The sequence below is a fragment of the Pseudomonas sp. Larv2_ips genome (genome assembly GCF_963879675.1).
Taxonomy (GTDB): Bacteria; Pseudomonadota; Gammaproteobacteria; order Pseudomonadales; family Pseudomonadaceae; genus Aquipseudomonas.
The window spans coordinates 168,228-181,366 of record NZ_CAWOAW010000013.1 but is presented as its reverse complement, the minus strand read 5'-3'; the positions used below and the strand labels follow the sequence as shown (position 1 = coordinate 181,366).

General features: G+C 63.3%; 8 protein-coding genes. 5 read left to right on the top strand and 3 right to left on the bottom strand.

Features of this window, described 5'->3' with window-relative positions:
- Positions 1–9 precede the first annotated feature (9 nt).
- Genes nagA through nagE form a run of 4 tightly spaced genes read left to right on the top strand, consistent with a single transcriptional unit; the run spans position 10 to position 6,400 of the window.
- Positions 10–1,116, top strand: coding sequence for an N-acetylglucosamine-6-phosphate deacetylase (nagA, locus tag AACV02_RS05285; RefSeq protein ID WP_106578300.1), 1,107 nt, complete (start codon positions 10–12; stop codon positions 1,114–1,116).
- The gene (locus AACV02_RS05280) at positions 1,097–2,119 is read left to right on the top strand and encodes an SIS domain-containing protein (protein ID WP_119736857.1); all 1,023 of its coding nucleotides are present in this window, start codon (positions 1,097–1,099) and stop codon (positions 2,117–2,119) included. The genes nagA and AACV02_RS05280 overlap by 20 nt, the downstream gene beginning before the upstream one ends.
- Positions 2,120–2,155: 36 nt before the next feature.
- A complete protein-coding gene (ptsP, locus tag AACV02_RS05275; RefSeq protein ID WP_119736855.1) occupies positions 2,156–4,666 on the top strand; it encodes a phosphoenolpyruvate--protein phosphotransferase in 2,511 nt (836 codons plus the stop codon).
- Between the two features lie 27 nt (positions 4,667–4,693).
- The gene (gene nagE / locus AACV02_RS05270) at positions 4,694–6,400 is read left to right on the top strand and encodes an N-acetylglucosamine-specific PTS transporter subunit IIBC (RefSeq protein ID WP_106578297.1); all 1,707 of its coding nucleotides are present in this window, start codon (positions 4,694–4,696) and stop codon (positions 6,398–6,400) included.
- Between the two features lie 118 nt (positions 6,401–6,518).
- Here the strand turns inward: nagE and AACV02_RS05265 are convergent, their stop codons facing one another.
- From AACV02_RS05265 to purL, 3 genes are all read right to left on the bottom strand, one after another.
- Positions 6,519–6,812: a DUF6124 family protein gene (locus AACV02_RS05265; protein WP_250212170.1), complete on the bottom strand. Its 294-nt coding sequence runs from the start codon at positions 6,810–6,812 to the stop codon at positions 6,519–6,521.
- A 310-nt stretch (positions 6,813–7,122) separates the two neighbouring features.
- A complete protein-coding gene (locus tag AACV02_RS05260; protein WP_106578295.1) occupies positions 7,123–7,434 on the bottom strand; it encodes an NGG1p interacting factor NIF3 in 312 nt (103 codons plus the stop codon).
- A 4-nt stretch (positions 7,435–7,438) separates the two neighbouring features.
- Entirely contained in the window at positions 7,439–11,335 is a 3,897-nt protein-coding gene (purL, locus tag AACV02_RS05255; protein ID WP_106578294.1) for a phosphoribosylformylglycinamidine synthase, read from the bottom strand.
- Positions 11,336–11,622: 287 nt separating this feature from the next.
- On the opposite strand from purL, the gene mltF reads away from it, so the two are divergent.
- Positions 11,623–13,083 (top strand): membrane-bound lytic murein transglycosylase MltF, encoded by a 1,461-nt coding sequence (gene mltF, locus AACV02_RS05250; RefSeq protein ID WP_106578293.1) that lies wholly within the window; start codon positions 11,623–11,625, stop codon positions 13,081–13,083.
- Positions 13,084–13,139 lie beyond the last annotated feature (56 nt).

Below are 13,139 nucleotides of genomic sequence, written 5' to 3'. Positions count from 1 at the left end.
GAACTGCCCATGTCCGAAGACAACATCCTCACGCCCAGCGGCTGGATTCGCGGCCGCCTGGTGCACGAACACGGCAAAGTGGTCGCCGTCCAAGGCACGCCGTGCGACCCGGCTGACAACGACCTGCCCTACTTGCTGCCGGGTTTCATCGACCTGCATGTGCACGGCGGTGGCGGCAAAGACATCATGGAAGGCGCAGACGCCTTCGCGACCATCACCCGCACCCACGTGCGTTTTGGCACGACGTCGCTGCTGGCCACCACCATGACGGCGCCGGTGAACGAGATCTCCCGCGTGCTCGGCGAGCTTGGCAGCTTCTGCGAGCAGCGCCCGACCGGCAGCGCCCGCGTACTCGGGGTGCACCTGGAAGGCCCCTATATCAATCCGGGCAAACTCGGCGCGCAACCCAACTTCGCCCACACCGCGCTGATGGCCGAAGTGGAAGCCTACCTGCGCCTGGCGCCGATCCGGGTGATCACCATCGCCCCGGAAATCGCCGGGCATGACGGCCTGATCCGCGCCCTCAGCCAACGCGGCGTGCGCATGCAGATCGGCCACACATTGGGCAGTTATGAAGAAGGCGTCGCCGCCCTCGCCGCCGGCGCTACCAGCTTCACGCATTTGTACAACGCCATGAGCCCGCTGCACCACCGCGAGCCGGGCATCGTCGGCGCCGCCCTGGCCCACGCCAAGTACGCCGAGTTGATCCCCGACCTGCTGCACGTACACCCCGGCGCCATGCGCGTGGCCCTGCGCTCGATCCCGTGCCTGTACTGCGTCACCGATTCCACCGCCGCCGCCGGCATGCCCGACGGCGAATACAAGCTGGGCAGCCACACCGTGACCAAATGCCTGGGCGGCGTGCGCCTGGCCGACGGCACCCTGGCCGGCAGCACGCTGACCATGGACCAGGCGCTGCGCAACCTGGTGAAAATCGGCCTGCCCATCAGCGAAGCCTCACAACGCCTGTCGCAATTTCCTGCGGATTACCTGGGCCTGGAAGAACGCGGCCGCCTGCAACCCGGCAGCTTCGCCGACTGCGTACGCCTGGACCGCTCCCTGCACCTCACCGACGTAATGGTCGAAGGAGAAACCATTGACTTCAAAAATGCTTGAAGAGGCCCTGGCCTCCTGTGATGCCGTGGCCGCGCAACTGCAGCGCCTGGACCCGCTGCTGGAGGAAATCGCCGGTCGCCTGCGCCGCCAGCCGCCGCAAGTGGCGATGACCATTGCTCGTGGCAGCTCGGACCACGCCGCGAGCTACTTCGCCTACCTGGCCATGCAGCATGTGGGCATTCCGGTGGCGTCGCTGCCGATGTCAGTGGTGACCCTGTTGCAGGCGCCATTGAAAGTCAGCGGTCAGGTGGCATTCGGTTTCTCGCAGTCGGGGCAAAGCCCGGACCTGGTCAACAGCCTGCGCCTGCTGCGCAAACGCGGTGCCCTGAGCATTTCGCTGGTCAACGCTGAAGACTCGCCACTGGAAGCCGCCTGCGAATTCCACCTGCCGCTGTGCGCCGGGCCGGAACACAGCGTGGCCGCGACCAAAAGCTTCATCGCCACCCTCAGCGCCAGCGCGCAGTTGATTGGCCACTGGAACCAGGAAGCCGCCTTGCTGCAAGCCTGCCGCGCGCTGCCCGATGAACTGCGTGCAGCGGCCAAACAGGATTGGAGCAGCGCCATCGAGGCCCTGCGTGGCTGCCAGCAATTGATGGTGATCGGCCGTGGCGCCGGTTTTGCCATCGCCCAGGAAGCTGCGCTCAAGCTCAAGGAAACCTCGGCGATCCAGGCCGAAGCCTTCAGCAGCGCTGAAGTCCGCCACGGGCCGATGGCCTTGATCGACGAAAACTACCCACTGCTGGTATTCGCCCCACGTGGCGCCGAGCAGGCCGGGCTGCTGAGCCTGGCCGCCGACATGCGTCAGCGCGGCGCGCGCGTGCTGCTGGCCGCGCCAGACGATATCGCCGAGCGCGACCTGACCCTGAGCCGCGCCGAACACCCAAGCCTGGACCCGATCCTGGCGATTCAAAGCTTCTACGTAATGGCCGCCGGCCTGGCGCAAGCCCGGGGCATGGACCCCGACCAGCCGCGTCACCTGAGCAAAGTTACCCGCACTCACTGAGTCGATTGTCGTGTTTTCCTGATGAGTACCGTGCCCATGTCCAACAACAATAATGAATTGACCCTCAGCGCCCCACTCAGTGGCCCGGTGCTCGCCCTGGGCGAGGTGCCCGACGAAGTGTTCGCCAGTGGTGCCATGGGTGACGGTATCGCCATCGACCCGCTGAACGATTGCCTGCACGCACCCTGTGACGGGGTGATCATCCATGTCGCGCGCACCGGGCATGCCCTGACGATTCGTGCCGAAAACGGCGCCGAGGTGCTGATGCACGTGGGCATCGACACGGTGGAACTCAATGGCGAAGGGTTTGCGCTGCTGGTCAAGGAAGGCGCACGGGTGAACAAGGGCCAGGCGCTGGTGCAGTTTGATCTGGACCGCATTGCGCGCCAGTGCAAAAGCCTGGTCAGCCTGATTATCCTGACCAATGGCGAGCGTTTTGAGCTGCGGCCGGTGGCAGGAAAAATCACCCAGGTCGGTGAGCCGTTGCTGCACATCGTCACGCGCTCAGCGACCACCCAGCAGGCGGTTGTGGATAACTCGGTCACCGAAGTCCGCGCCTGCGTGCGCATTACACACCGGGGCGGTTTGCATGCGCGCCCTGCCGCATTGATCCGCAAAACCGCACAGGGTTTCAGCAGCCACGCGCACTTGCACTTCGCGGGCAAGTCAGCGCCGTGCGACAGCCTGATTGGCTTGATGGGGCTGGGGATCGGTGAAGGCGACGAAGTGCGCGTCACTTGCCGCGGCAAGGATTGCGAGGCGGCGTTGCAGGCGTTGGTGGCGGCGCTGTCGGTGGCGGTCAGCGAAGAACACCACGCGCCCGTGGCGGTCGCCCCACGCAAGGCGAACACCGAAGCCGGTGTGTTGCAAGGCGTGTGCGCGGCACCCGGCCTGGTCTGCGGGCCGCTGTTGCGTCTCACCGGTATAGAACTGCCGGCCGACACCGGCAATCACTCGGCCGATGAACAACTGCAACGTTTGGACACGGCCCTTGAGCAAGTGCGTGGCGAGATCCGCACGACCCTGGACCACGCCCGCCAACGCAAAAACGTCGAAGAAGAAGAGATCTTCGCCGCCCACCTCGCCCTGCTGGAAGACCCGGCCCTGCTGGACGCGGCCACCGCGGCCATCGAACAAGGCAGCGCCGCCACCCACGCCTGGCGCGATGCAATCCAGGCGCAATGCGCGGTGTTGCTGGCGTTGGGCAAACCGCTGTTCGCCGAGCGCGCCAACGACCTGCGCGACTTGCAGCAACGCGTGCTGCGTTCACTGCTGGGCGAAACCTGGCATTTCGAATTGCCTGCCGGGGCGATTGTCAGCGCCCACGAGCTGACGCCGTCCGACCTGCTGCAACTGAGTGCGCAACACGCGGCCGGCATCTGCATGGCCGAAGGCGGTGCTACGTCCCACGTGGCCATTTTGGCTCGCGGCAAAGGCTTGCCCTGCGTGGTGGCGCTGGGCGCAGCAGTGCTTGATGTGCCCCAAGGCCAACGCGTGGTGCTCGACGCGGTCAATGGGCGCCTGGAACTGACGCCCAGCGAGGCGCGTCACGCTGAAGTGCACCAGATTCGCGACGCGCAAAAACTGCGCCGCCAGCAGCAACAGACACAAGCACAAGAACCGGCGCACACCCGCGATGGCGTGTGTATTGAAGTGGCCGCCAACGTCGCCTCCAGCGCCGAGGCCCACGTGGCGTTTGAAAACGGCGCCGATGGCGTCGGCCTGCTGCGCACCGAATTCCTCTTCGTCGATCGCCGCACCGCGCCGGATGAACAAGAGCAGCGCCAAGCCTACCAAGCCGTGCTGGATGCCATGGGCGACAAGTCGGTGATCATCCGCACCATCGACGTGGGCGGCGACAAGCAGCTCGACTACCTGCCGCTGCCCGTGGAGGCCAACCCGGTGTTGGGCCTGCGCGGTATCCGCATGGCCCAGGTGCGGCCCGAACTGCTCGACCAGCAACTGCGCGCGCTGCTGCAAGTCAGCCCCCTGGCACGGTGCCGCATTCTGCTGCCGATGGTCAGCGAAGTGGATGAACTGCTGCAGATCCGCCAGCGCCTGGACGAGTTGTGTGCCGAGTTGGGGCTGACTCAGCGCCCGGAGCTGGGCGTGATGATCGAAGTACCCGCCGCCGCGTTGATGGCCGAGCAGTTGGCCCAGCACGCCGACTTCCTCTCCATCGGCACCAATGACCTGTCCCAGTACACCCTGGCCATGGACCGCGACCACGCCGGCCTTGCCGCGCGGGTCGATGCCTTGCACCCGGCGCTGCTGCGCCTGATCGCGCAAACCTGCGCGGGCGCCGCCAAGCATGGGCGTTGGGTCGGCGTTTGCGGTGCCCTCGCGTCCGATCCGCTGGCCACGCCAGTGCTGGTCGGCCTGGGCGTCAGCGAGCTGTCGGTGAGCCCGCCACAGATCGGAGAAATCAAGGACCGCGTCCGTCACCTGGACGCGGCTCACTGCCGGCAACTGAGCCTTGGCCTGCTCGACCTGAGCAGCGCCAAGGCGGTTCGCCAAGCCTGCCAACACCACTGGCCGCTGAGCTGACAACAACAAGAAAAAGGGAGACACGCCATGTACCAACATTTTATCGAAGGCTTACAACGCCTGGGCCGCGCGCTGATGCTGCCGATCGCGATCCTGCCGATCGCCGGCCTCTTGCTGCGCCTGGGCGACACCGACCTGCTCAACATCGCCGTGATGCACGACGCCGGGCAGGCGATCTTCGCCAACCTCGCGCTGATCTTCGCCATCGGTATCGCTGTGGGGTTTGCCCGCGACAATAACGGCACGGCGGGCCTGGCCGGTGCGATTGGTTACCTGGTGATGGTTTCCACGCTCAAGGTGATGGACACCACCATCAACATGGGCATGCTCGCCGGTATCGCCAGCGGCTTGATGGCGGGCGGGCTGTACAACCGCTTCAAGGACATCAAGTTGCCCGAATACCTGGCCTTCTTTGGCGGGCGACGTTTTGTGCCGATTGTCACCGGCTTTTCGGCAGTGGCCCTGGGCGTGATCTTTGGCCTGATCTGGCCGCCGATCCAGCACGGCATCAACAGTTTCGGTGTGCTGCTGATGGAAAGCGGCAGCTTTGGCGCCTTCGTGTTCGGCGTGTTCAACCGCCTGCTGATCGTCACCGGCCTGCACCATATCCTCAACAACATGGCGTGGTTCGTGTTCGGCACCTTCACCGACCCGACCACCGGCGCCGTCGTCACGGGCGACCTGACCCGCTACTTTGCCGGCGACCCCAAAGGTGGCCAGTTCATGACCGGCATGTTCCCGGTGATGCTGTTCGGCCTGCCCGCCGCGTGCCTGGCGATGTACCGCAACGCCCTGCCGGAGCGCCGCAAGGTGATGGGCGGGATTTTCCTGTCGATGGCGCTGACCTCGTTCTTGACCGGCGTGACTGAGCCGATTGAGTTCGCGTTCATGTTCCTCGCGCCGTTTTTGTACCTGATTCACGCGGTACTCACCGGCCTGTCGATGGCCGTGACCAACATGCTGAATATCCACCTCGGCTTTACCTTCTCCGGTGGGTTTATCGACATGGTGCTGGGCTGGGGCAAGTCCACCAACGGCTGGCTGGTGTTCCCGGTCGGCCTGGCGTACGCGGTGATCTACTACAGCGTGTTCAACTACTGCATTCGCCGCTTCAACCTGAAGACGCCGGGGCGTGAAGACATCCAGGTGGTGCAGGCCGAAGCGATGAGTGATAACCAACGGGCCGGCGCCTACATCCGTGCGCTGGGCGGTGCGGCGAATTTGCTGAGTGTCGGCGCCTGCACCACCCGCCTGCGGTTGGACATGGTGGATCGCAACAAAGCAGTGGACGCCGATTTGAAAGCACTTGGCGCCATGGCCGTGGTTCGGCCGGGCAATGGCGGGAGTTTGCAGGTGGTGGTCGGGCCGATGGCCGACAGCATCGCTGACGAGATTCGCTTGGCCATGCCATCGTTTGTTGCCAATGCGCCCGTGGCGGCTGCACCTGTGGATAAGCCGGTTGCGGTGAATGTGCAGGAGGCCGAGAAATGGCTGAAGGCCTTGGGTGGCCGCGAAAATGTACGCCAGCTGGACGCCGTGGCGATGACCCGGTTGCGGGTGGAATTGGGGGATGATTCGGTGTTGTCCGAGACTGATCTGACGGCGCTCGGTTGCCAGGGCGTGAGCCAGTTGGATAGCGGTGTTTGGCACTTGTTGATTGGTGACAAGGCCTCAGGGTTGAGTGAGGCGCTGGAGCGGTTGGTCAGTGGCCGTGAGGTCGGCGCCAGGGTCTAGCGCTGTAGCGGCTGTTCTGGCCTCATCGCGGGCAAGCCCGGCTCCCACATTTGACTGTATTCACAGCTCAAAAATGTGGGAGCGGGCTTGCCCGCGATTGGGCCCGACAGGCGCCCGATTACTTCGGTTCAGGCACCTCAACTAAATCCAACACCCGATCCACCATCAACTGGATACCCTCCAGCATCCGATGAATTCCCAGCACCGCATCACGCTGCGGGCCGTCGATGTCAAACGCCAGATTGCCCGCCAGTGCTTGCACGGATGCCAGGTCTTGGGAGGCATTGGCCAGGAGGGTTTCGCTGTTCAGGTTGGGGAGTACGGTGAAGATTTGATCGGTGGGCGAATCACCAACCTGCTGGGATTCGGATTGAAACACGGTTGAACCAGACCGCAAGTTTTCGCTGATCATCATAAAGCTCCAGACGTAATAGGCTCCTGGTGAAATTCAGGCTTGCAGTCCTGGTCGCCACATTGGCAGCGACCCGAGAAGATTAGTGAGGCCAGTTCCGAGGGACAACCTGAAAGGCATGTGGGAAAGGTCTGAGGTGCCTGTCCCGACGCCTTCGCGAGCAAGCCCGCTCCCACAGTTTGATCGGTGCCCGACGTGGCAATGCGGTCAAATGTGGGAGCGGGCTTGCTCGCGAAGAGGCCATCACAGCCAACAAAAAACCCGCTGACCAAACTGGCCCAGCGGGTTTCTTGTTTTCACAGCCAGCGCATCAAAAATCCGCCAGCTGCCAGACCTCATACGCCGGTGTCTCATACGGGTGACTCAGTTTGAGCGCAGCCACTACAGCCACGATCAATTCATCCGCCACCACCAGCTCAACCTTCCATTCTTCAACCACTTCAACCTGGCCCACCTGCCCGATAAACGGCTGACTGCCGTCCAACGCGCGGAATTGGCCCTGGCCCAGCACTTGCCAGGCGCAGCTGTCGTAGTTGCCTATGCGCCCGCCGCCAGCAGCGAAGACGGCGGTTTTCACCGTCTCCACATGGCTTGCGGGCACAAAGAAAGCGAGCTTGTACACCGCCTTAGTTCACCCACACGCGGGCGTTGCGGAACATGCGCATCCAGGCGCCGTCTTCGTTCCACTCTTCCGGGCGCCACGAGTTCTGCACGGCGCGGAATACACGCTCCGGGTGCGGCATCATGATGGTCACGCGACCGTCGCGGCTGGTCAGGCCGGTGATCCCGCGCGGCGAGCCGTTCGGGTTGGCCGGGTAGCTTTCGGTGACCTTGCCGTGGTTATCGACGAAGCGCATGGCCACGCAGCCGGACAGGTCGGCTTCGAGCAGGGCTTCTTCGCTTTCGAACTCGGCATGGCCTTCGCCGTGGGCGATGGCGATTGGCATGCGCGAGCCGGCCATGCCTTGCAGGAAGATCGAGTTGGATTCCTGCACCTGCACCATGGCCACACGGGCTTCGAACTGCTCGGAACGGTTACGCACAAAGTGCGGCCAGAACTCGCTGCCCGGGATCAGTTCGCTGAGGTTGGACATCATCTGGCAACCGTTGCACACACCCAGGGTGAAGCTGTCGTTGCGCTCGAAGAAGCCTTGGAACGCATCACGCGCACGGCTGTTGAACAGGGCCGACTTGGCCCAGCCTTCACCGGCACCCAGCACGTCGCCGTAGGAGAAACCGCCACAGGCGACGAGGCCTTTGAACGCGTTGAGGTCAACGCGACCGGCGAGGATGTCGCTCATGTGCACGTCGATCGCATTGAAGCCGGCGCGGTCGAACGCAGCCGCCATTTCCACCTGGCCGTTGACGCCCTGCTCACGCAGTACCGCAACTTGTGGGCGAATGCCTTTTTTGATGTAAGGCGCGGCGATGTCCTGGTTGACGTCGAAGCTGAGCTTGGTGCTCAAGCCCGGGTTGTCTTCTTCCAGGATCACGTCGAATTCCTGCTCGGCGCAGTCGGCGTTGTCACGCAGGCGTTGGATCTGGTAGCTGGTCTCGGCCCACTGGCGTTGCAGCAGACGGCGTTGGCCGGCAAACACAGTGTCGCCATTGAAGGAGATGTTGACCTCACCGTTGTTGATCGGCTGACCGATCACTGCCACGCAGTCGTCCAGGCCGGCGGCGCTGAATTGTGCAAGCACGTCTGGCGTGGCGTCCTGGCGAACCTGGATCACGGCGCCCAACTCTTCGTTGAACAGGATGCCGTTGATTTCGGACGCATCCTCGGCAACGCTGTCGAGCACGATGTTCAGGCCGCAGTGACCGGCGAAGGCCATTTCTACAACGCTGGTCAGCAAGCCGCCGTCGGAACGGTCGTGGTAAGCCAGCAGGTGGCCGTCGGCGTTCAAGCCCTGGATCACGGCGAAGAAGGCTTTCAGGTCTTCGGCGTCATCCACATCCGGCGCGTGCTTGCCGAGCTTGCCGTGGGTTTGCGCGAGGATCGAGGCGCCCATGCGGTTCTGGCCACGGCCCAGGTCGATCAGGATCAGATCGGTGGTGCCCTTGTCCATGCGCAGTTGCGGGGTCAGGGTCTGGCGGATGTCGGTCACCGGTGCAAAACCGGTAACGATCAACGACAGCGGCGAGGTCACGCTCTTGTCGGTGCCGTCTTCGTTCCAACGGGTGGCCATGGACATCGAGTCCTTGCCCACCGGAATGGTGATGCCCAGCTCAGGGCACAGCTCCATGCCGACAGCCTTGACGGTGTCGTACAGGCGCGCGTCTTCACCTGGGTGACCGGCAGCGGACATCCAGTTGGCCGAGAGTTTGATGTCGGACAGCTTGCCGATGCGGGAGGCGGCGATGTTGGTGAGGGTTTCACCAATGGCCATGCGGCCCGACGCCGGGCCGTCCAGCAGGGCCAACGGCGTGCGCTCGCCCATGGCCATGGCTTCACCGGTGTAGACGTCGAAGCTGGTGGCGGTGACGGCAACGTCGGCCACCGGCACTTGCCATGGGCCAACCATTTGGTCACGGGCCACGAGGCCGGTGATGGTGCGGTCGCCGATGGTGATCAGGAAGCTTTTGCTCGCCACGGCCGGGTGGTGCAGCACGCGTTCGATGCTGTCGGCCAGTTCGAGAGTGCTTGGGTCGAAGTCGTCGCCCAGCTCGGCTTCACGCACCGCCGAACGGTGCATGCGCGGGGCTTTGCCCAGCAGCACTTCCAGCGGCATGTCGACCGGGCTGTTGCCGAAGTGGCTGTCGGTGACCGTCAGTTGCGGCTCGGCAGTGGCTTCGCCGACCACGGCAAACGGGCAACGCTCACGCTCGCAGATGGCCTGGAAGCGCGCGAAGTCTTCAGGGCCGACGGCCAGTACGTAGCGTTCCTGGGATTCGTTACTCCAGATTTCGTGCGGGGCCATGCCCGGCTCGTCGTTTGGAATGTTGCGCAGTTCGAAACGACCGCCACGCTCGCCATCGTTGACCAGTTCCGGGAAGGCGTTGGACAAACCGCCGGCGCCGACGTCGTGGATGAAGCTGATCGGGTTCTTGTCACCCAGCTGCCAGCAACGGTCGATGACTTCCTGGCAGCGGCGTTCCATCTCTGGGTTTTCGCGCTGTACGGAAGCAAAATCCAGGTCGGCCGAGCTGGTGCCGGTGGCCATGGAGGAAGCAGCGCCGCCGCCCAGGCCGATCAACATGGCCGGGCCGCCGAGTACGATCAGCTTGGAGCCGACCAGAATCTCGCCTTTCTTGACGTGTTCTTCACGGATGTTGCCCATGCCGCCGGCCAACATGATTGGCTTGTGGTAGCCGCGCACTTCATCGCCACGCGGGGTGGTGATGGACTGTTCAAAGGTACGGAAGTAACCGGTCAGGGCCGGACGCCCGAATTCGTTGTTGAACGCGGCGCCGCCCAGCGGGCCTTCGATCATGATGTCCAGCGCGGTCACGATGCGCTCAGGCTTGCCATACGGCACTTCCCACGGCTGTTCAAAACCTGGGATCTGCAGGTTGGACACGGTGAAACCGGTCAGGCCCGCCTTTGGCTTGGCGCCACGGCCGGTGGCGCCTTCGTCGCGGATTTCGCCGCCCGAACCCGTAGCTGCGCCCGGGAACGGGGCAATTGCGGTCGGGTGGTTGTGGGTCTCAACCTTCATCAGGATGTGCACCGGCTCCTGCACCGCGCCGTACTGGCGGGTCTCAGGGTCCGGGAAGAAACGGCCGGCCACCGAGCCGACGATCACCGAGGCGTTGTCCTTATAAGCCGACAGAACGCCTTCGCTGTGCATCACGTAGGTGTTCTTGATCATGCCGAACAGGCTTTTTTCCTGGCTTTGGCCGTCGATGTCCCAACTGGCGTTGAAGATCTTGTGACGGCAATGCTCGGAGTTGGCCTGCGCAAACATCATCAGCTCGATGTCGTGCGGGTTGCGCTTCAAGCCGTTGAAGGCGTTGACCAGGTAGTCGATCTCGTCTTCGGCCAGGGCCAGGCCCAGTTCGGTGTTGGCCTTCTCGAGGGCGGCGCGGCCACCGCCGAGCACGTCAATCGCAGTCAGCGGCTTGGGTTCGGCGTGGCTGAACAGGCCGGCAGCCTGTTCCAGCTGGCTGACGATGATCTGCGTCATGCGGTCGTGCAGGCTGCTGGCGATCAGCTCGGCTTCGGCATCGCTGAACTGGCCGGCAACATAGAAAGCGATACCGCGCTCCAGGCGCTGGATTTTTTCCAGGCCACAGTTGCGGGCGATATCACTGGCCTTGCTCGACCAGGGCGAGATGGTGCCGAACCGCGGCAGAACCAGGAACAAGCGGCCGTCAGGCTCTTGAACGGGAACGCTTGGGCCGTACTTCAGAAGGCGCGCCAGCACTTGCTGTTCGTCGGCGGTCAACACGCCGGTGACGTCGGCGAAGTGAGCAAATTCAGCATACAAGCCTGTAACCGCTGGAACCTTCTGGCTCAGTTGCTCAAGGAGTTTGCTGTGGCGAAAGGCAGAAAGGGCAGGAGCGCCGCGCAGGATCAACATCTTCGGGACAGCCTCGGGAAGGGGGTGTGCTTTGAGGCCGTGCATTCTAGCGTAAACCATCGCCAACGGCACCCGAAACGGCACGGCTGGCCGCTGCCGAACGTCAGTTGGCACGGTTTGCACAGTATCGGGGCATTTTCCGGGGCTGGGCGCGCAGTTATTTTAACCGTCACAAACCCTCGCCAACCCGCGTTTCTGCGGGCTGCAGCCCGGTTCTGCGGGCGCTAGCAGACAAGTCCGCTGCTGTCGAGATATGGCGCTGAGGGTCGTTTGCGTATACTGCGCAGATGTTCTCCCCTACTGCTTTGCGCCCGCGATGCGCCAAATGGCTGATCGCAACCGGACTCTTCCTGATGCTCAGCGCCTGTGTTGATAAACCCAGCACGCTCGAGCGAATCAAGGAGGATGGCGTATTGCGGGTGATCACCCGAAACAGCCCGGCCACGTATTTCCAGGACCGCAACGGTGAAACCGGTTTCGAATACGAACTGGTCAAGCGGTTTGCCGACGACCTGGGCGTGAAGCTGGAAATCGAGACCGCCGACAACCTCGATGACCTGTTCGGCCAGTTGGGCAAACCCAACGGCCCGGTTCTGGCCGCCGCCGGTCTGGTCAGCAGCGAACAGCGCGAGCAACAGGTGCGCTTCTCGCACCCTTACCTGGAAGTGACGCCGCAGATCATCTACCGCAACGGCCAGTCGCGCCCCACCACCGCAGCCGACCTGGTGGGCAAGAAGATCATGGTGCTCAAGGGCAGCACCCACGCCGAGCAATTGGCCGAGCTGAAAAAGCAAAATCCCGCGATTGAATACGAAGAGTCCGACGCCGTTGAAGTCGTCGACCTGCTGCGCATGGTCGACGAGGGGCAAATCGACCTGACCCTGGTGGACTCCAATGAAGTCGCGATGAACCAGGTGTACTTCCCCAACGTGCGCGTGGCCTTCGACCTCGGCAATGCCAGCCACCAAAGCTGGGCCGTGGCGGCAGGCGATGACAACAGCCTGCTCAACGAGATCAACAGCTACCTGGACAAGGTGGAAAAGAACGGCACCCTGCAGCGTCTTAAAGACCGCTATTACGGGCATGTCGATGTTCTCGGTTACGTCGGCGCCTACACCTTTGCCCAGCACTTGCAGCAACGCCTGCCCAAATACGAGAAGCACTTTCGGACTTACGCGAAGGAAGAAAAAGTCGACTGGCGCCTATTGGCGGCCATCGGCTATCAGGAATCACTGTGGCAACCGGCCGTCACCTCCAAGACCGGCGTGCGTGGCCTGATGATGCTGACCCAGAACACCGCCCAGGCCATGGGCGTGTCCAACCGCCTGGATGCCAAGCAAAGCATCATGGGCGGCGCCAAATACCTGGCGAAAATCAAGGATGAGCTGGACGACAGCATCGCCGAGCCGGATCGCACCTGGTTCGCCCTCGCCGCCTACAACGTCGGCACCGGCCATCTCGAAGACGCGCGCACATTGGCGAAGAAGGACGGCCTGAACCCCAACAAATGGCTGGACGTGAAGAAGATGCTGCCGCGCCTGGCGCAGAAGCAGTGGTACAGCAAAACCCGCTATGGCTATGCGCGCGGCGGTGAGCCGGTGCATTTTGTGGCGAACATCCGGCGTTACTACGACATCCTCACCTGGGTGACCCAGCCGCAGCTGGAAGGCAACCAGGTGGTCGACGGCAATTTGCATGTGCCGGGCGTGGACAAGACCAAGCCGCCGGAAGATAACCCGCAGCTGTAAGCCACTCGCCCAAACACCCCAAAACCCGTGTGGGAGCGGGCTTGCTCGCGACAGCG